This is a genomic window from Paenibacillus sp. fava2 (genome assembly GCF_058313675.1).
In genome coordinates this window covers 4,209,484-4,229,496 of record NZ_CM177755.1, presented here as the reverse complement: position 1 = coordinate 4,229,496, position 20,013 = coordinate 4,209,484, and the positions used below count along the sequence as shown (strand labels likewise).

Annotated in this window: 20 protein-coding genes; 10 read left to right on the top strand and 10 right to left on the bottom strand. The window is 40.0% G+C overall.

Annotation, left to right across the window (positions count from 1 at the left end; translation table 11 throughout):
• Window positions 1-501 precede the first annotated feature (501 nt).
• Window positions 502-1,173, top strand: a complete 672-nt coding sequence (locus AC4G46_RS18325; RefSeq protein WP_491123988.1) for a hypothetical protein — start codon at window positions 502-504, stop codon at window positions 1,171-1,173.
• Window positions 1,174-1,248: 75 nt separating this feature from the next.
• On the opposite strand, the gene AC4G46_RS18320 is transcribed toward AC4G46_RS18325, so the two are convergent.
• Window positions 1,249-4,794 carry a tetratricopeptide repeat protein gene (locus AC4G46_RS18320; protein WP_491123987.1) on the bottom strand — a complete coding sequence of 1,182 codons (3,546 nt, stop codon included), beginning with the start codon at window positions 4,792-4,794 and terminating at the stop codon, window positions 1,249-1,251.
• Window positions 4,795-5,477: 683 nt separating this feature from the next.
• Here AC4G46_RS18320 and AC4G46_RS18315 point away from each other — a divergent pair.
• On the top strand, window positions 5,478-6,491 hold the full coding sequence (locus AC4G46_RS18315; protein ID WP_491123986.1) for a restriction endonuclease: 1,014 nt from the start codon (window positions 5,478-5,480) through the stop codon (window positions 6,489-6,491).
• Between the two features lie 180 nt (window positions 6,492-6,671).
• Here AC4G46_RS18315 and AC4G46_RS18310 read toward each other — a convergent pair whose 3' ends face one another.
• The 5 genes from AC4G46_RS18310 to AC4G46_RS18290 form a co-directional block, all read right to left on the bottom strand.
• On the bottom strand, window positions 6,672-7,820 hold the full coding sequence (locus tag AC4G46_RS18310; RefSeq protein ID WP_491123985.1) for an SAVED domain-containing protein: 1,149 nt from the start codon (window positions 7,818-7,820) through the stop codon (window positions 6,672-6,674).
• Window positions 7,813-8,490, bottom strand: a complete 678-nt coding sequence (locus AC4G46_RS18305) for an SEC-C domain-containing protein (protein ID WP_491123984.1) — start codon at window positions 8,488-8,490, stop codon at window positions 7,813-7,815. Before AC4G46_RS18305 ends, AC4G46_RS18310 begins: the two co-directional genes overlap by 8 nt.
• Window positions 8,490-9,725: a nucleotidyltransferase domain-containing protein gene (locus AC4G46_RS18300; protein WP_491123983.1), complete on the bottom strand. Its 1,236-nt coding sequence runs from the start codon at window positions 9,723-9,725 to the stop codon at window positions 8,490-8,492. Before AC4G46_RS18300 ends, AC4G46_RS18305 begins: the two co-directional genes overlap by 1 nt.
• Window positions 9,726-10,215: 490 nt before the next feature.
• Complete coding sequence (locus AC4G46_RS18295; protein ID WP_491123982.1) at window positions 10,216-10,683, bottom strand: YhjD family protein; 468 nt, start codon at window positions 10,681-10,683, stop codon at window positions 10,216-10,218.
• Window positions 10,680-11,933, bottom strand: a complete 1,254-nt coding sequence (locus AC4G46_RS18290) for a DNA polymerase IV (protein WP_491123981.1) — start codon at window positions 11,931-11,933, stop codon at window positions 10,680-10,682. Before AC4G46_RS18290 ends, AC4G46_RS18295 begins: the two co-directional genes overlap by 4 nt.
• 316 nt (window positions 11,934-12,249) lie before the next feature.
• Between AC4G46_RS18290 and AC4G46_RS18285 the strand changes: the two genes are divergently transcribed.
• Window positions 12,250-13,368: a hypothetical protein gene (locus tag AC4G46_RS18285; protein ID WP_491123980.1), complete on the top strand. Its 1,119-nt coding sequence runs from the start codon at window positions 12,250-12,252 to the stop codon at window positions 13,366-13,368.
• A 210-nt stretch (window positions 13,369-13,578) separates the two neighbouring features.
• Here the strand turns inward: AC4G46_RS18285 and AC4G46_RS18280 are convergent, their stop codons facing one another.
• Both AC4G46_RS18280 and AC4G46_RS18275 read right to left on the bottom strand, forming a co-directional pair.
• Entirely contained in the window at window positions 13,579-13,866 is a 288-nt protein-coding gene (locus AC4G46_RS18280) for a hypothetical protein (RefSeq protein WP_491123979.1), read from the bottom strand.
• Window positions 13,867-13,871: 5 nt separating this feature from the next.
• Window positions 13,872-14,453 carry a hypothetical protein gene (locus AC4G46_RS18275; protein ID WP_491123978.1) on the bottom strand — a complete coding sequence of 194 codons (582 nt, stop codon included), beginning with the start codon at window positions 14,451-14,453 and terminating at the stop codon, window positions 13,872-13,874.
• A 191-nt stretch (window positions 14,454-14,644) separates the two neighbouring features.
• Here AC4G46_RS18275 and AC4G46_RS18270 point away from each other — a divergent pair, with 191 nt between their 5' ends.
• The 6 genes from AC4G46_RS18270 to AC4G46_RS18245 all read left to right on the top strand — a co-directional run bounded on the left by AC4G46_RS18270 (window position 14,645) and on the right by AC4G46_RS18245 (window position 18,147).
• Window positions 14,645-15,787 (top strand): DNA polymerase IV, encoded by a 1,143-nt coding sequence (locus AC4G46_RS18270; protein ID WP_491123977.1) that lies wholly within the window; start codon window positions 14,645-14,647, stop codon window positions 15,785-15,787.
• Entirely contained in the window at window positions 15,784-16,263 is a 480-nt protein-coding gene (locus tag AC4G46_RS18265; RefSeq protein WP_068724990.1) for a YhjD family protein, read from the top strand. Before AC4G46_RS18270 ends, AC4G46_RS18265 begins: the two co-directional genes overlap by 4 nt.
• A gap of 284 nt (window positions 16,264-16,547) precedes the next feature.
• Window positions 16,548-16,934 (top strand): hypothetical protein, encoded by a 387-nt coding sequence (locus tag AC4G46_RS18260; RefSeq protein ID WP_491123976.1) that lies wholly within the window; start codon window positions 16,548-16,550, stop codon window positions 16,932-16,934.
• Between the two features lie 232 nt (window positions 16,935-17,166).
• Window positions 17,167-17,358: a sporulation protein Cse60 gene (locus tag AC4G46_RS18255; RefSeq protein WP_068724993.1), complete on the top strand. Its 192-nt coding sequence runs from the start codon at window positions 17,167-17,169 to the stop codon at window positions 17,356-17,358.
• Window positions 17,359-17,631: 273 nt separating this feature from the next.
• On the top strand, window positions 17,632-17,853 hold the full coding sequence (locus AC4G46_RS18250; protein ID WP_491123975.1) for a hypothetical protein: 222 nt from the start codon (window positions 17,632-17,634) through the stop codon (window positions 17,851-17,853).
• Window positions 17,854-17,928: 75 nt separating this feature from the next.
• Window positions 17,929-18,147, top strand: coding sequence for a hypothetical protein (locus AC4G46_RS18245; protein ID WP_090712150.1), 219 nt, complete (start codon window positions 17,929-17,931; stop codon window positions 18,145-18,147).
• 92 nt (window positions 18,148-18,239) lie between these two features.
• Here the strand turns inward: AC4G46_RS18245 and AC4G46_RS18240 are convergent, their stop codons facing one another.
• Window positions 18,240-18,578: a L,D-transpeptidase gene (locus tag AC4G46_RS18240; protein WP_491128922.1), complete on the bottom strand. Its 339-nt coding sequence runs from the start codon at window positions 18,576-18,578 to the stop codon at window positions 18,240-18,242.
• A 120-nt stretch (window positions 18,579-18,698) separates the two neighbouring features.
• Window positions 18,699-19,325 (bottom strand): transcriptional repressor LexA, encoded by a 627-nt coding sequence (gene lexA / locus AC4G46_RS18235; protein ID WP_039873792.1) that lies wholly within the window; start codon window positions 19,323-19,325, stop codon window positions 18,699-18,701.
• Between the two features lie 230 nt (window positions 19,326-19,555).
• Between lexA and AC4G46_RS18230 the strand changes: the two genes are divergently transcribed.
• Window positions 19,556-19,969 carry a LysM peptidoglycan-binding domain-containing protein gene (locus AC4G46_RS18230; protein WP_491123974.1) on the top strand — a complete coding sequence of 138 codons (414 nt, stop codon included), beginning with the start codon at window positions 19,556-19,558 and terminating at the stop codon, window positions 19,967-19,969.
• Window positions 19,970-20,013 lie beyond the last annotated feature (44 nt).

Here is a 20,013-nt window from a genome sequence, read left to right as displayed (position 1 = left end):
GACCTTTTTACCATGTCCACTCTATTGACTTAAGACAAGATTGAATTGGAAAAAATACACACGAATTACAGCCTGAGATTAAGCTTGCAAACGAGATTTTGGGCGCCTATTCAAGTAGTTATTTGTGACTTCTTCCCTAAATATTTTATTTACACTTCTGGCGTATGCTCTAGTCCAACAAAAGAGTTTCAGGAATTGCCAACCAAACACACCCGACTTCCTCTGATGACGTGAATACAAAAAATAATTAAGACAATTAGGAAATGCGAAAACGTTATCCATATGGGCTTTTTTGAAATATCATTCCGCTAAAGGATACCCATGACAGAAATAAAGGCATGAATCTTCGAGTAACTGCTATTGCATCTGCAACACCTCCACTTAACGGTATTGCCAGGAAATTATCATTAAAAAATAAACTCCCGCTCATGATTTTGCTTATTGAAAACATGCTACCTAATTAGGTACATTGAAAAGAGTTATGAAAGCGGAGGCGAACATGTGAATATACCAGATATTAATATGGAAGTGGTAAGTCGGGTCCTTGAACGGAATACAAGTAAAATTGAAAAGATGGAAACCAAAATTAAAATAAATCGAATGTTAAGCGAAGTGACAATCTTTACAGTGATAATTATAGTGCTTTCTGCATTATCCTATTATCTTTTTTATACTTTTGATTTCAAGCTTGGTTCATGGTTAATCAGTTTTATCCCAGTTAGTTTGTTTTATATTAAGAAAATTCCTAAAGTAGCAAGCGTATGTATATTATTTTTAACCATATTTATTATTTCAGGTGCTAATGCTATTACAAACGTGGTGTTGTTATTTCCTTTTAGTATCAAAACCATTAACCCACTTATACCAGGTTATATAATTCTATGTTTAGGATTGTGTGTGATTTCCTCGATTTTATTATGGTATTTTGTTCAACTTATGGTTGAGACAATAAGAATTAAACATTTTAAAACAGTAATATTAGAAATTAAACTCATTGGGGAACCATCGCAATTATATAGATTAATTAATATCACTCGCCGAGGAGATTATATTGTCAACACAATGAGTTCGAAAAATAATTCGGAAAGAGAAGTACTACTTAATCGAAGAAATATATTAATGATTACTCACATAGCTGAGAAGGCATATGAAAACAATAAGTCATATAATTGATGAACTTGTTATGGAGAGACGAATCTAAATCAAAAAAGAGCTCTTTAATAATTAAGAGCTCTTATAGATATTGGGCTAGGTAATCTGCTGTCCCTGCAACCAAGATTGGATTGTTACTTTCATTCCTTCGAACTGATCATGATTTAATGTTGAGAAGAGGGATTCCGTAATGGCCAATAGCTGTTGAATTACTTCCTGTTTGTTTTTATTGTAGGTAGCAACAGTACACAGGGCATCCGTAATCGTTTGTTGCTGAAGTGAGGTCACATCATCTAACCAAATCCATTGTAGAATCTTCCCGCAAACCCCCAGTACATACTCATGATCTAAGGAATCTTTCTTTAAATAATTGAATAACTGATGGATTTTATCGTCCAATTCATACTGACTTTTTTGTAAATGATGAAGAATTATAAATTCATTAATAGGAAGTAATGTATACCCCATGCAAAGTAAATCGCCAATATCCTCAAAATACTGTCCCACACTAATTTTTTTGCTGAAAACCAAATTGATTATCCATTCCACGGTGCTAAACGATTCAATTTCAAAGAGTTCCTTTGCAGCTCCGCGAACATGGTAGCTGTCCGCCATCAAGTTCAAATGCTCATCTCTACATGCTTCTAAGGGCTGAAGAAGAAAACTTATTGGATCATCTGATTCACTATTCGTAATTCGATTCCCTATTTTAGTACAATTATTATTAATCCAAAGTATGAATTCTTCGTGCTTTTTAAGGTATTCTTGCATCTCTTCAGCGCTATTCTTCCAAGGAATGACTTGTCCATCGATGTAGGTGAGAGTAGATAGACCGCGTGTACTTATGGTTTTTTTATGTGAGTATTCGTTGAAAAGTTCATTGTAATTATTTTGATGAATATAGAGATTATACATTCCAGCTAATTCATCAAGATGGCCAAGCTGCTTTATAGTCAATAAGGTATACGTGTCGCATAAAACACCCTTGGAGTTTTTTGATACACTTACTCCATACTCTATATCTTGAAGATCAGGACCTTGATACACCCAGAATTCCATATCTGACGAAAAATAATACATCCAAGTTTCGTAGGGACCTTTTTCAAGGAAGGAAGCCAAGAAACTTGGTGGAAATTGATTTTCTTTCACAATTTGCACGTATTGAAGATGGGACTCCTGATGGTTTTTCAGCATTTCAATAAGTTGCTCAGAAAGAGTTTTATCATCATTAAGAGCTGTAATGGCTTGATAAGGAGGTTCTTCTGTTGGGAAAGTCACACTGAAATTATCAAAGATGAAATGATATGCTTTAATCCATTCTGGTAAGGGATCATTTATTTGTTGTGTGATGCTAAGGAAAAAGGAAAAATAAGAACGCCAAACTTGGGGATCTTGCTTCCCAAGTTCAAACATCTTATATGCATATTCTAATGACTTGTGGTAAGCCTCAGCTTCCAAATAACTCAAGCTTAGTAATTGAAAACGTTCTGTTGTAGGTTGTTCATTTATTCTTTGCTCCATGGAATCAAGAACGTTGAAACACTCCGTGATTGAGCCTAAGCGGAGCAAACAACTCGCATATCTAGATAAAAAGGTGATGTTGTGTGTTTTTTGATATAAGGCTTTATAATTATCTTTCGCTGTTTCGTACCATTCGAAATTGAAATATATAGTACTAATAATTTCCTGTAGGACAACACTAGGAGATGGGAATTCCTTTCCAAATTGTATGACCTTATCGTATTCGCCTAGTTCATACAGGCCTCTAGCATACCGATTAACCATCGACTCATGTTGACGCCAAAGAGGGATTTTCTCGATTAATTCTATCAATTTTTCATAATCATTTTTTTCTCCTCTGTTGATATATGCTTCTGACAAACTCATTGCAGCCTCTACAAACAGTTCTTCGGGCAAGCTGTCCTTACATGACTCCCAGTGCAGTATGGCATTTCCCCAATCGTGAAGAATTGTGGCTTTATAAGCTTTTAGGGCATCAATCCCAACTGGAGTATATTGTTTGGCCTCCAGAGTATCGATTGAATTTTGAATCTCGGAGTAGTTTAATAAATTTGCCAAGCTTTCGAAATAAACGAAATAGAATTTTATCGAAAATAGATCGTCCATTTCTACAAGCTCGATATGTTCTTCAAGTAATTCTATCGCTCGTTGTGGGTCACCAGACTCTGTGTAAACAGTAGCCAACATAACGATATCCTCAATATTGATTTTCCCCGCATTAATTCGGTCCAGAAGCAACTGAGTACATTTATTCCAATCACTATCGCATAAGCAACAATAGAGGAAGTTCTTAAAATAAAAATCCTTGTTCTCATACTCGTGATTGTATAACCACTCAAACGTAAGCTTCGCTTCTGTATAACGTTTACTCCACAATGAAATAGCGGCCTTCATTTCACTCAGTCGCTTATTAATTCGCTCGCTTTGTTTCTTCTGGCTTTCTAACTTTTTTATGATCGGCATAATGAATTGATATTTTTCTTCTACATCTATAACGATTCCTGTGGACCCCTGATCTTGGAGGTCTAAAACCGTAGCCTCAAGTTCAATAAGCTGCCATGTGAAGCTTTCTGGCTCTGTTTTTAACATCTTTTGAGCTAATGCTAGCGTTGCATCAAATTGATGGTTCCCCATCAGTGTGTATGCACGAAGCTCATTTAATTCAAATACATCATATTCAGTTAAAAGTTCTATTGCTAAATGATGCTGACCTTGTCTTCTATAGATATCGACTAATTTTTCTATATTACTTGGAGTGTAGCCTTCTTTTTTAATAGCTTGATTTACGTATGTTAAGGCGTCTTCAAAACGTTCTTGAAAAAGATTGATTAATGAAAGCATACGGTACTTCCTTGGTTCATCTGTACAATAGTTTACTGCGGTTTGCAAGTAGAAGATGGATTCTTTTTCTTGTCCATTCATAATAAAGCTGGAACCAATGACAGCATTCAATTCCATCAATTCATCATTAGTGTGTGACTTCTTACTGCGAAGTCGTTCAAACGCTCTTTCTCGCGCAGTTATTACATCACCTGCGATTATGAGTTCATTTAAATCGGTAAAAGAAACGGGCTCAAATAAATTATTCAGTAGAGTAGTTTGTTCATTCAGTGTCTGAGTGAACTGCCCTTGAGCAGTCTCCATCCTGTCAAAACCTTGTTTTATTTCTTTTTTTAGTTCAAGGTTCATGGAACGAATATGTGATAAGATTTGCAGGAATTCAGGATTCCAGTGATTTTCTTGAAAGTCATGTATTTTATCCAGGATTGTTACAAAAAATGCTTCAAGGTAGTCCTGGTATTGAGGGTATCTCTCTACATACGGAAGTAGGTTTAACTTTGATGATTCAAAGTCTTTCATGGATACACCTTCGATAATCCAGCGAAAGATCTCATCACGGTTTGTTTTGTCTTCTAACAATTCATTTATTAAATCATCAGAAATGTCGAATACCGCTTTAGAGTCGGCAATTGCAGCTTTAAACATATTTTTAACTTGTACAGAATAATTGTCTTTGGACATTTTTCGTTGAATGTCACGTATGATTTTGTTGTTTTTAATTCTGGGAAAGGCGTAAGCCCAAAACATTTTTCCAATACTTTTTAGGATGAATGGCTCCATGTCGATCCTCCTATTAACATGATGAAATCAGTGTATCATTTCCAGTATAAGGTTGCTAGACGAGAGAACGTGACTTAAGAGGTTAGAAAAATATTAATATAATACTTCCAAATTCAACGGCAATTACACCTGCCATTAGGGGAGTTAATGGTATATAATCGATTTCTACAAATATATTTTCAGTTGCCTTCCGTTTTTTTTAGACTCCAGTCGTTAGAGAATAGCCAAACGTGGGATCACACCAATGAAGAAGGTAACACTGAGGGACCCAATGTTGTACCTTATGTTGAGACTTGTTTTCCAAAAAGTTCCTCTGTTATTATTATCGTATCATTGTTTTCTGCTTCGCTCACCTGATGGCATAATATGATAATAATCGATTGATTCTTAATATATTGCTATAGTTGTCCGAAGAAAATAAAGTGTTAGACTAGCGCCGCTTGATTAAGCTAACGGGCAGTTTAGCGTGGTAAATGTTTTAGTACTCTTATAGATTCTGGGAATAAATAATAATATATAAATTTCATAATTAAAGCCTATGAGGATGCCGGTCCGTGGTAGCGTTGACCTCGTTTAAAGTAATAGCAGCTAGTATTGATTAATGGTTGATGCAAAATTATTACTGAGTGATAATAATGGGAATCATTAATAACCTATGAATAATATTTTTAGTTGTTCGGAGGATGGCTATGTTAGATTTTTCTGAATTACCGAAAGATGGAATTTTATTTGAACAATTGATAAGAGAAATTTTAGTTAGGGAAGGTTTTGAAGTACATTGGACAGGCGTTGGAAATGATGGGGGTAGAGATCTTATTTTTTTAGAACGTGCTAAAGGTCATCTAAGCACCTTTGAAAAAAAGTGGATTGTCTCATGTAAACATTCTCCTACTGGAAAAACTATTGGACAAGGCGCTAATGATTTTTCGTCTCTAAGGGATGCTTGTACATCTGTAGGTGCTACAGGCATACTACTTGCAGTTTCCACACAACTTAGTTCTTCAGCCTTGAAAAGAATTGAAGACTTCAATAAAAAACGTGATATTGATATTAGGTATTGGGATGGTATCGAAATTGAGAACAGACTAAATAAACCTCATTGTTACAGCTTGATACACACCTTCTTTCCAGAATCATCAAAAAAATTTGGATGGAAGATTATTGAGTCAAGCAAACCATTTATGTGGATAGGTTTTTATAAAACTTATTGTTTATATCTATGCGCACGAAGCTCATTTTCCTTTACATTGTTAGAAAATGTAGAATATATTATTGGAGAGATTGAGAAAATTGAGTTACCAAGAATGGGAGCAAAAAATGAGAAAATAGTGATCGGGGATTTAATCTTACCTGTGCCCAGACTTCAATTTCTCAGACCAAGAGCATTCTACTTCGATAGTAAAACTTCAAATTTACGCGTTTATATAGATTATTTAGTTGACTACGGTGCTGATGGCGAAAAAATATTAAAGCCAAAAGATTTTACGATGTATCTAAACAAAATTTCTGATATAAATAACATCTATATTAATTGGGATATTAAATTTGTTGAAGCCCGTTTTTCTTCAGATCATTTTAATATAGACCACAAGGATTATTATTATGACGATATTGAGAAATTTAGATCTAGAGGACAAAGAGTTTGCAATCTAGATAATATGAATTCATGGGATGAGCAATATTTATATGATTATTAAAGTGTAAGAATTAATTTCATATTTCGCGTATATTTTCAACGGGTCATCATGCAAAGCGATTTTCTTAATATTTAAATACTTGAGTTTCAAAACAACATAGACAATTTGAAGGATTCTCTGATCGGAACGTTCTATATCATAAGTTCCGATCGGAAGGATAAGCCTTAAAGAAGGATTTAACTAAGGTACCAATTCTACTTCTCTTTTTATTTCAAAGGCCCTAATAAACCTATTCGTTACTGGGCTTTGATCATACATGACAAGGGGAAGATCTGCTTTTGGCATCCATACTCGTCCCAATTCTATAGCTGTGGAGATGGCTGTCGCAGGGAAAACGTGGATGCAATTATCTTGACCATGAGTCAGTTTTATTTGATCAAATAATCCTCTTATTGTTTGTCGGAACCGCATGAGTTGTTCTCTAGTTTTCAAGAAGTCATTGTTAGGTGTAGCTATTGTTACAGTCCAAATTGATGTTTCTGCTCCCAAAATATCCGTTATTCGGGTAGGGGAAATTGAAGCGCTCAAGGACAAATTTAAAGCAACAGTAGGAAGGATTTTTTCAGGAGCATGAACAACGAATTCAGAGGAACTTTCATCAATACCCCAGCCCCATTTTTGTTCGGGTTCTCTTTGGAGTTGATAAACCTCCATAGCAGGCAAATCAGACAACTGCGTTCCTAAAAAGGTCAGTAGTGGCTGAGGAGCAATTGCAAAAAGAGAGGAATGTTTATATTTATCAGAAGTAAGAAGCGGTTTGAGGTGATTTTTCACTTGTCTTTTTAGATGTTCATGTTCCATTTCCCAAAACACTTCCTCGTGATCATAGAATGAACTGTTTTTCCAACTTAATTCGAAGGCTCTTGGCTCAGCTGGGTAGCGCTCAGGAAAAAGTGCAGGAACTACTTGCTCATAGGAGATTGGGCAATTCTGCTCTCCGATGTTAGAACCGTATAGTACCACAAGACTGTGTCTTTCTTTTTGTACGCTTGTGGCAAGTTCAATACGGTCTTCATGTTCTCTTTTCATTTCTTGAAGCATTGAAGTTGCATGACTAGCGACGTCCGTTACGTCAATTAAACGATGATGCCCGTCACAAAGTAACATTAAATTACTAATCTCTTTTGCTAATTTATGCGAAAGTTCTTCATGCCCTCTCGGTCCATTTGGACTATCAGCAATGATATGAGCAACGTAAGAACGATTCATGAGTTTTTTCGTCGTGAGATCGATATGCAAGGGGGTATTACATCCTCTGTATTGGCACCGGCCTGCAGCTTTTCCCCAAAGCATATGAATGATATGTGGAGGGACTTTGGTTTTAGACATTTGATTTTCGCTCCTTAAGATAGGTTTTGTAAAATTCATCACAAGAAATGAGATCATAATAAAATTCTTCTGGTGTTTGGTACTTTTGGAGTTCTAAGAGGAAAGGGCCGTGACATTTACGTAATTTATTACCGCTTCCGCAAGGGCATTGAGTATGTCCCCGATATTTATAAGCTAAGATGGCTAAGAATCTTAAGATGGCTGACGGTCGTCGGGTTTCGAATAAGCCCATGTAATAATTCATAAGACCACTTCCACCATGTGAGAGTTCGCCGTACGGCAACTTCCCGTGATGGGTCGTTTTAAAGGAAAATGTATATAAATAAGGGATTAAAAGCGAGTTGACAAATCCCAATAAAGTGGGATTGTCTGCAAATGTCATCTTCACTGCAAGTGGTGCTCCGAGACAAAAACTTCCGTCTACAAACGAGTGAAACGAACGGGGAATCCGTTCCCCTAGATCTCTTGCAAAGGGAGGTACGGAAGGGTAGGTACTGGGTATCTCGATTTCGATATGAAATACATCTTCAATGGATTCGTGAGTCGAGTATTGGGCGCGAAAGTGTATATTCCCTCGAATAAAGTACTTATTTTCTTCAGGGATAAGTATGAGATCCGGAAAAGCATCAGACAGCTCATAAAAATGTTCCCATACAAGAGTACTGTCCATTATAAAGAACCCCATGGCCGGTTCGGGGCGGACAATTGAATCGTTGGAACAACAATAGATGCGGGTGCCGTGGCAAATCCCAAGGATTTTGCAGCTGTCTTGGAAATTTGTCCAAGCGTGGATTCGAAGGACTTAACAACTTTTCCAATATCGTTTGTTCCTGTAATTTGAATGAGATCTTTCTTGACCCATTGCGTCCACTCGAAGAAGATTTTTGCTTTACGGTGATCATTTTCATGCCAACGATCTGCAAAGTTTTCTTCTGGATTCACAGGGTTTAAAATCGACCAGGTTCCATCACCGTTTCGTCGGATGAGGTCTTGTTGAAAAAGAGAAGTGTTTTGCTTATAGCCAGGCTGCAGGAAGCCGCCAAGCGCATCTAATCGCTCTACGATATTTGAAAGCGCAGCATAGACGTTGCTTTCTCCGTTATAAAGTTGAGCGGCAAGAGTGGTAATAATCATGGAGATGGGCTTATCGTAAGGAAACTTGTGGTTAATAAAACGAACATCGCGATGCCGTTTCAGGATTTGAATAGCTCGTTGCAAGGGGGTCTTAATGAGGGCATCAGGAACGTCTTCAATACGTGCATAAATGTCCTGATTGTTTTCGAAGATACTACGTTGTTGGGCTGATTTTACTTGCTCGAACGCAGTTTTATTTTTTTCACTAAACCATTCTGCATATCCCTTAGGATTACTCGAACACCATTTATATGTCTGATCTTCATTTTTGTGGGTGATCGCAATTGCAGTTTGGTGATAATCTGGATAGACGGTAGGAGTAGTTGCTGAGAACTCTTCCGCTACAGCAGGGAGAACATCTAAATGGAATCCGACATCGTCATCCTCTGCGTAAAGTAGAGTCCAGCATCGTCTTCCCTCTTCATCGAGCATTTTACGATACTTTTGATTTTCTTTTATTTTTTGTCCTATAGCTTGTTTTATTTCTTGAGGTGTAGTGTCTGATTTTTGTATCAGAGCTTCACACACTAAATCAATATCATATTCTGAATCCTTTCCACCACGAATCGGTCGAATTACCGTCCCATATCTGAAGGATCCTTGGGGATAAAAGTGGAGTTCTTCGATGCTATCAACCTGGCCGTCAGCAATCCAACTGCAAACAGCCGTATACCGTTCAACAGCTTGTTTGTATTTGGAAGGTGAAAGGTCCAACCTGGACGCAATTTCATCCAAGAGCAATGATACATTTAAATGCAATTGAGAGTTCATAGAATCATCCTTCTTATATTTTTTTTGAAATAGAAGGGTATACATCGATAGCAACGTATCTTATATAATATAGTTTTGGAGCTATATATATTTTGAGTTGTGATCCCAAATCACAACTCAAACCTTCCTTTTCAGATTTGGTTGCAGACTTGGCGACATTCGATATGGTAGATCCAGTAGAATTAACTCCCCATAAGTTTCCTCCCTTTTCCATCTTTGTTAGCACTTTTGTTCCTTGAGTGCTAACTATATCCATTATAAGCATTTTCCTGTCCATATTTCAATATCTTTTAGGAGCGTTTGTTCTGATTTTTTATAGAATTGGGATACGCTTAACAATATTGGTTTTGAAATAGGAAACAAAAAAGGCAACGGTTTCGTGGCAGAATAATGTCTTCCATTTTTCGGAGTTGCTTTTCTCTGGGATAATCCATATAGGCTAACGAATGAAATCGTCTACGAGGATCGATGCAATGGTCAGTTAGGTAGACTACTCGCTTTTTAACTGCGAAAAAATACGCGATGCGTATTTTGTAAATCGGACGCTGATCTCTGATCGCAGTACTTCTCTGACAATTCCAAACTGGTCTTCGTAACCACGACAAACATAACGATGATAAATAATTCCGTCATGGGTCTCATCGCTGAAAATCTTTATATTTCGTTGTCTTAATTCTCGATTGACCTTAGATAAATCTTTCGTGATGTAATTCATTATGATTTGAATGATTTGTCCGAAAAGTTGCTTAAACAAATGTGTTGAGTTTTTAAGGTCCTGTAAACTTTTGTCGCACATGGTCAGCATGTAAGGGAACATAATAGCATCCCGAATCATGGTGAGTTCTTCTGTCGTTATCCGGCTGGTCTGTGAAATTATATTTCGTTTATCATATTGTTCCTGATGTTCCGTTAAAAGCATTTTTGATTTCCATCTCTCGTTCCCGTCGAGTTTGCTCATTTGAAATGCCCCCCAATTTGATCTGCTCGCTCCCGCGCTACGCCGGCTTCCAGCAAAGAAGAGGCCCGCATGATGGCATCGCTGCCGTATCGTTCTTTAATATGGTCCGTGGCCCGCTCAATCGCATAGGCAGCGTTTCTGTCTTCAAACAGGGTCAACTGATACACACTGTCGTCCGAGAGTTGCGTTAACGAAATATGTAGGTGACTTACCGGAAACCCTTTCCAGTGCTCAATAAAAAGTCTTCGCGCCACCTGAGCAACTTCATGGGTCAAGGACGTAGGCTGCTGCAACGTTATCTGACGGCCAAACGACGAGGCTTTTACTCCATCCGTTTCTACAGCGCCCACTGACACTACCTGGCCTTGATAACCATGTCTGCGTGCTCGTCGGCAAACCTCTACAACCAATTCAAGTAAGACAACCTCAATATCTTCCAAACGTCCATACAAACTACTCCTCAAGGTCTTTCCATGGCTTATTGATTTAAGTGCACCTCGAATGGAGGAGACTACGGGACTGGCATCCTTTCCGTTCGCGATTTGCCAGTAGTATTCCGACTGAATATCGGATTGCTTTCGAAATTCTCTGCGCATTCGTTGCTTAAATTCGCCTAACCCCAAGCGGGCGATATCACCTATGGTCGGCAGACCCATCCGGAGAAAATGCATCGTCATTCGAGAACCCACCATAAACATCTGGTGAACGGGTAGAGGCCATAAATCCCTTTCCATGTTCTCAAATCCCAGCTTAAATACACCGTCATCTCTTTTTTTTGCAAAATTATCGGTTGCCATTTTGGCTAGGATTTTTGTGGGTCCAATCCCGACCCTGGACCATACGCCAGTAGATAATTTCACTCGTGACTGTATTAAATGTGCAATTTCATCTTCGGATCCAAAGAGCGCAGTAGAGCCCGTTACATCCAGAAATTGTTCATCGATGCTGTAAGGCTCAACTTGATCAGTTATTGATTCAAAAATCTTGGTAATTAATAGGGATATCGTGATATACCGCCCCATTCTGGGGCGAATGACCACGAGATCAGGGCAGAGAGTCAAGGCCTCTCCTACACGAGACGCGGTTGTCACACCTTTGGCTTTGGCAAGTGGACAGGCGGCCAAAATTATCCCCGATCTGCGGACGGGATCGCCAACGGCCACAGGTTTGTTTTGATATTCTGGATGTGCTGCTTTTTCAACGGAGGCATAAAAAGACTGCCCATCCACCAAAAAAATAACTTTAGACATGCGTATCACCGGCTTTTAGTATTTATGATCATTGCTATCGCAGATAAAACACGAACATATATTCTGTTTATATTATATACCAAACATACATTCCCTATTCAAGGGTAATTTATGGAATTGACCGTGTGTGTAGAGGATTTTTTAGTACAAAGGAAAAAGAACAAAAGAAAAAAATTAATAATAACTAACATTAGAGGGAGCTAGTCAAATTAATCAAAAATTATTGGAAAGAGCATATTGTTTTAATTGAGTTGAGATAAGAACTAATTTTGAGTTAATATAAGGAAAAGAAACCCATATATAGAAGAGGTGCAGAATGAAGAACATTGAATTGAACGAATTTGTTTTACCAATTGTTATTCAAAATGATTATCAGTATGTTGAAATACTTCAACAGGTGTTAAATGATTTTTTAAATGCAATCCACGGTTGCAGGCACATAACTAATGAGATATATCAACAAACTATTAGAAATAATGAGAAAATTGTAGAAGCCGTTAGTCATTATCTAAATGCAAACATTTCAAGTGCGAAAAGCTGTATTTACGAAATATTAAATCATTATGTTAACGATCCTTTTATAGTAGCGCAGTTAGACGATTCCACTGCTTTTCGAGGCTTAAGCCGTTCGACCAATCTGACACCAGGGGCAATACCGCATCCAATGTCATATCAACCAATACGAATGTTTAAAGCGCGACTAGGTGTTGGGAATTTTGAGAAAAGTGATTTTTTGCACATTCCCTTCGATAAAAGAGGAATTGTCTCAACTCAACGTTTTAGTATTGCTGGGGTACCTTGCATGTATTTTGGTTTAACATCTTACGTTTGTTGGCTGGAACTAGGGAAGCCTTCAGATAGTGAATTTAATGTATCTGCATATGATTTACCTAAAGGTATGAGAGTATTAAATCTAGCTATTCCTCAGATGTTACTCAACGGTATGTCCAGTAACGATGACTATATAGATCCGGTTTTAAGTATGATTCAATTATTCCCATTAGTCATTGCTACTTCATTTAAGGTGAATGAATCAAATCGAAGTTTCCGGAGTGAGTACATTATTTCCCAATTAGTTATGCAATGTTTAGCGGATTTTAATATTGAAGGTGTGGCCTACATCTCAAAGCAAGTAAAAAATGATTCAAGTAATTATCCCTATTGTATTAATTTGGCTGTACCAATGAAAGATAACCGTGGCAGATTATTTAGTAATTTTGCTGAAGCACTTCCATTAACAAGCCCAATTAATTTTGCCGAATACAACCATCTTGTTGACCCGAATGCATTAGCTAGAGGACATGATATGTCATTTTGTACAATATTTGATACTCCTCTTCTATCTTATCTGGGAAAAATGATTCGATATGATAATTTAAAGTTTAGTAAAATAGATGATTATTTATATAATGAAACGTTTAATATCATTAACTAAAATCGATCTCCTTAATTTCCAACTCCGAAACTCCATAAATCTAACGATTGGAATTGTCTGACACTATCGACCAAAGAGTATGAAATTTCAAAGAAGTACAATATGATAGCTCCCACTTAAAGAAATGTAAAAGCAAAAAGCAAGCCTATTGGAAATAAAGGCTTGCTTTTTGCTTTTACAACTTATGAATATGTTATTGTAAAATCAAAATCAATATTTATCCCGTTCATATTTATTATTTATATAAGTAAAAATGACTTTGAGCTCTAATAAGGCCGTTTTTATGTTCTGAATAATCTCCTCGTAAATTTCACGTTTGAATTTAATTTGTTCATGCTCATACAGTTGTTCTTCAAAGCTATAGTACTCAGCAATGAATTCACCTTCACTAATACTTCTATTCTCATAGAGTTCAGGCAACTCAATTATGAGGGGTTCATTATATCCCCGTAAGATACTATCGTACATTTCAATAGTATCAAAATCACTTGCAACCATCTTATCTATATTTTCCGGGTTAAGCACATGTCTAAGAATTTTATATGGATTAGGAAATCATAGTCCGGTATACCATCAGGTGTTTCATAGGTTACAAACCCCTTTTCACCATAGCAATCTTTTAGTGCTTTTTCGAAATTTTTGAGGATAATATTCTCTGCTATAGTGTAATGATTTATACTTTTTAATTCATCCATCAATTCCTTCACTTCAAGAAGACTCTTTTTTAATTTTTTGGGCAGAAATACATATGAACGTTCTAATAAATGATCTATTTTAGGAAAATCAAATGTAGTATTTAAACTACTCCAGTAAGTCACTTTTTCATTTTGTTTCAACACTGCCTTAAGTTCTTCTTCAATTGGAATGTAAATATCTTTTTTCTTCTCTAAAGCTGATTTTTGTTGTGTATTGTAAGTATTGACCTTAAAGGTAACAAATACAGATACCAGTCCTCCCAAAATAGTGCTAATCAATGTTTTTAGGATATCGATGGGTTGCTCATTGGATGGATACAAATATAAATACAAAAAAACACTTAAAACAACAATTAGCAATACAATAAAGTTTCGCAGCGAGGTCAACACATTTCACTCTCCTAATAACATATTTCTTTGAATTGCAGGAATTTAATCAATAGTAGTATTAATCACGATAGAATACATTCAACATAAGTAAGATAAATCCTACAAAAACAATCATATATCTACATCGATATATCAACAATGATAAAGTCCAACGTTTTCAATCATTTTTTTCAAAATAGTATTGATAACGGATGAACGGGATTGTACTGGCTGCCTGTCCCCTTGCCAAAGCCCAGGGTGTCACCACGGCCTCCCGTGTAGGCGAAGCGCTGACCAAATGCCCGGAACTCGTGGTGATCCGGCCGCGGATGCGGACGTATATTACGGTTTCCCTGCTGATTTCGCAGATTTACCAGGGGTACACGGATATGGTCGAGCCGTTCAGTATCGATGAGCAGTTCTTAGATGTGACGGGCTCGCTGAGATTTTTCGGAGGGGAATTACAGAGGGTTATTTCTGCGATACAGCAGCATGTAAAGCTGTCTACCGGGGTCTGGACCCGGGTGGGGGTCGGACCAACCAAGATTCTGGCCAAAATGGCCAACAATCTGGCGAAGAAGCAGACGGACGGTATTTTCCGGCTCGGCTACGACAATCTGGATGAGGTGCTCTGGCCGCTGCCGGTCCATGATATGTTTATGGTAGGCGGACGGATGACCAAAAACTTTTTCCGGATGGGCATAACTACCATTGGCGATATTGCCCGGATGGAGCTGGGTGAGTTCAAGCGGAGAATGCGGATGACAATGGGCAAGCAGAGTGATATCCAGGCGGAGTATTACTGGCAGACGGCCCGCGGTATTGACCCCAGTCCGGTCGTCACGGGAATCCGGCACCAGATCAAATCCGTGGGCCACGGCAAGGCGCTGCGCTGGAATCTGTATACGAGGCTGGCTGACATCGAGGTGGTGCTGCTGGAGCTTGTAATTGAGGTCTGCCAGCGGGCGCGGCGGTACCGGTATATGGGCTCAGTGGTATCCATCGCGGTGTCGGAGACGGACGGCAATACCTCACATTCGTACAGCCGGCAGATGACGCTCCCTGAGCCGTCGTTCCTGACTCATGAAGTGGCAGCGGCAGCCTACCGCCTGTTTGTGGACCACTGGACCGGGATGCCCCTAAGCCGTCTGGCCATATCCATCTCCCGGCTGACCGATGACAGTGTCATGCAGCTCACCCTGTTTGATGACCGTATCCGTACCTACAACAAAGAGCGGGCTATTGACCAGATCAAAACCAGATACGGCAGCCGGGCACTCATTCGGGCATCCTCCCTGCTTGAGTCCGGGGTTGCTCTGGAACGGGCCGAACAGATTGGGGGTCATTATAAATGAGCAAGTTAGACGGAAATGAGCGATGGAAGACCAAAATGCTGATGAGTGAGCATGTCGACCAGTACGAAGAGCAGGGTAAGGGTGAAAATGACAGCAGAACCATGCTCACGAATGCGGAACGCACGATGGTCCGTGACCTTATTCTGCTGCCCTACATAGATACTATGGTGAGCAAGAGCATTGAGGAGATCGAGCGGTCGGGCAACATGCTTACCCGGATGTACTTAATGGCTGGTCGTTATATCCAAAACCGGGTAATGCAGGACACCTACCGGCTGCAAAAAGAGCTCAAGCAGCGCAATATCAAGGTGCTGGCTGATGAACAGGAGGATTTCCTGATGTATTATAAAATTTTTTTCCGCGGCTACCAGGAACGATTCGGACTTACGCGTGACATTATGCGGACGGAGATTAGTCTGCGGCTTACCCGGTATACGTCTGAACTGGGAACTGTACTGAAGGAGCACCTGAAATAAACCGTTTCCGACAACAGCTGGCATTCAGGCAGGCTGTGGATAACGTGCTAAGCAGCCCTTCAGGTTCTCCTGTAAGGTATTCTCCTGTAAATGGAGGTAGGGGCCTTATGCCTGGCAAGTAATTTCATTTTTTATGTAAAAATTAGTAAATAAGGTATACATTAAACCTAAAATGGGTTATGGTTATGTTAACTTATTTGTGTAATTCTCATCCTGAGGGTCTTTCACTGCGTAAGCGACAGAAAGGCCTTTCTTGCATATTTTAGGTTAGAAGGGAGTGTTAAATGTACTATGACCCGGAAATGATTTTACGTTATGAGGCGATTGAAGAGAGGGTTGTCGGGTTTATTACCAATCATTCAGGCGTTGAGTATATGAAGGGTTCGGAGCAGGTTGTCGAGGGCGGAGCCTTTGCCTGGGCAAAATTAAAATCCGTGGATACGAGCATTCAGACACAGCTGAGGCTTGATTATGTGGAGATTGTTGAACTGGCCAGACAGAGCATAGAGCATGCCGAGAGCAAGCATCTGATTGATTTTGACCGCAGCAGTGAAGCGGTGCTTAATTATATAAGGCAGGATTCGATTCTGTGGATCCCGTCCCTGGAGGCAGCCGCTAAGGCGGTCACGACCGAGCTTGCGCTTCAAAAGTTCCTTATTACTCAAACTTAACCATATAATAGTTGTATAATTGTGTAAAAAGTATTTGACCATTCGCATGCCCGGTGTTAAGCTAGGCAAATAGTAAGGCATTTCGCAGACCGCTGCGGAATGCCTTACTATTCATTTAGGGATATTTTACATTAAATGTTAGTCAAGGGGTGATGCGCCATGTGCATTTCGCTGCTATCTAATACATGTGTTCCAATATAACCGAGAATGCGAAGCATAAAAGGAGAATACTATGATACAGGTAAAAGAGTTTGTAGACGGGGATAATTTCTACGCCGAGAATAAGGCGAATGAATTCCTCAAGGGGCTTACGGAGGAACAGGTCGTAAATATCTGTTACGGATCGGTAGTGAAGTCCTCGCGTGACGGCGCGGAGCATCAGCGGAGCACGATTTTGGTGGTATACAAGACAGATGAAAAATAAATTCTGGGAGCGGCTGTTCACCTGGCTGTCTTTTGCTTCAACGTTAACCATTGTAATTTTAGTACTTTTTTATACTCTGGGCTGAAAAGGAGAGAGAGGGAAAGGCATTATCTGCGGCTTTCGATAAAAGGAGAGCTTAAGGGTAATGCCTTTTCCTTTTGCCGGTCTAAGGGAATTATCACATACATAGATTACCAATTGTGTTATATTTAAAAAAGGAAATGTTTATGATATCCGTACCAAGTATGAATTAGACTACAAGGGGGAAGCGGATTGAACACGACTTACAAGGTGCTGTTATGTGATGCTGATTTATTTGCAGCAGCGCTTGCAGAGGCAGATATATATGTATTGCAGCTGCGGGAGGGTAAACCGCCGGTCTTTGCTGACTGTGCAGGTCCGCTGCAAAAATGGACACCGGAATACATAGAGCTGGGCGGGATGACTTACAGACGCAAAGATTTTGAATTCCGTGTGCGTATACCCGAAAAATAACAACTGCCTGATCACACAGGCCGGAAGAGCCATCTCGGCATCTCTTATACTATAAAACGTAAAAGAGGTGTTAATATGGCAGAAAGAGATCGGTTAAGAATCCGCAGAGCAATTCGTGCTCTGCTGGCACAGCGGGCCATTCTTCTGGAGCGGCTTGAAGAAATTAATGAAAATCTGCGCAGATTGCCGAATCCGAGCCGGGCCAGACGTGAATTGCTGGCAGCGCGGGCGTCTATCCGGGAAGCCCTCCGCTTGAACCGTATCGCAATCAGATTGTTGCGCAGTGTACTGTAGAGAATGGCAGGTACAGAAGGATAAAGCATGCAGAAAGGACACCCCGCTCCGCGGAGGTGTCTTTTCTGCATTATAGGCGGAATCTGCGTCTCCTACTCCCTGATGGTGACCCGTGTGCCGATAGGAACGATGCGTGACAAAGCAAGAACATCTTCGTTATACATCCGGATGCAGCCGTGTGAGACCATATGGCCGATCGAGGCAGGGTTATTGGTTCCGTGGATGCCGTAATGGGGTTTGGACAGGCCCATCCAAAAGACGCCGAACGGCCCGCCGGGATTGGGCTGCTTGTTAATAATGGTATATTCGCCTTCGGGTGAAGCTGTCAGCATCGTACCGATTCCTACAGGGAAGCCGCGGGTCACAATGTTATTATCCAGCAGATACAGCATACGCTGCGACAGGTCAACAATAATCCGGTAATTGGGCATTGTCATCAGCACTCCTTCTGCAATCAGAATATGTGCGGAATACCGGACCCGTGAACTTGAATTTCAGGACAGAAAAAAGGCTGCTGCACAATGGATGCGCAACAGCCTCGGGAGGATTAATTAATGGATATCACGGAAAAGTCCAATGACTCTGCCAAGGATGGTAACCCGGTTCAAGCGGAGAGGTTCGTAAGCCGGGTTCTCCGGCTGCAGGCGGATATGATCACGTTCTTTATAGAAGGTCTTGACAGTAGCTTCGTCTTCTTCAGTCATTGCTACAACGATATCACCGTTATCTGCTGTCTGCTGCTGGCGGACAATAACATAGTCGCCATCCATAATTCCGGCCTCAACCATGCTGTCTCCGAGCACGGAGAGCATGAAGACCTTGTTGTCACCGACATAATGGGTAGGCAGCGGGAAGTAATCCTCAATATTCTCGGTAGCGGTAATCGGCACCCCGGCGGTGACTTTACCAACAACAGGAATACGGGTAACCGTCTGTACGAACTGATGTACATTCTCTGAATCTTCCTGGCCAAGCAGTTCTATAGCGCGAGGCTTCGTAGGGTCACGGCGGATCAGACCCTTCTTCTCTAGACGGTCCAGATGACCATGCACGGTGGAACTGGAGGCAAGACCGACAGCTTCCCCGATTTCCCGGACAGACGGAGGATAACCCTTGCTGCGGACTTCGTTACGTATGAATTCCAGGATCGCCAGCTGACGACTCGAAATCTTTGACATTGGAATCAACCCCATATAGTATGTTTGGGAAAATTATAACATAGAACTTCCGTTCGTACAAACATAAGTTCTAACTATTTCATAATAACATTTGGATGATGCTGTCAGAAGAGGTAGAATAGAGCCGGAAAACAAGGGGAACAATTGTTCGAAAAAATCTATTGATCAAAACACATGTTCGTGTTATATTAATCTCAAATTTAAGAACACGTGTTTGGAGGTCGATGATTTTGTTAAAGTACAGTACTTACCGCAGCATCTACGATGAGACCCGTGAGGTTCAATCTGCCGGAGATGATTCTGTTTTAGAATATGTAATCCGTATGAAGAAGTCAGCAGCAACCCTGTTCGGTACATTAATGAGCCTGTTCCGCAGAGGCCAGCTGGTGAAGCTTGCCATGATCCTGATGCTGGCGGTCTCCGGCTTCACAGTGGTAGGTAATGTATTTGCAGGATCAGTATCCTCAGTGATGCCGGCTGAACGTGTGGTAGTGGAACGCGGCGACTCCCTCTGGAGCATTGCGCTTGCACATAAACCGTCTGACATGAGGACGGTTGTATATATAGAAGGAATCGAGAAAGCGAGCGGGCTCAAGGGCAGTGACATACAGGCCGGGGATGTCCTGACACTGCCGGCATATTAATTGGGATTGCTTAAATATCAACTATAGTTCACGCCATAAAGAGC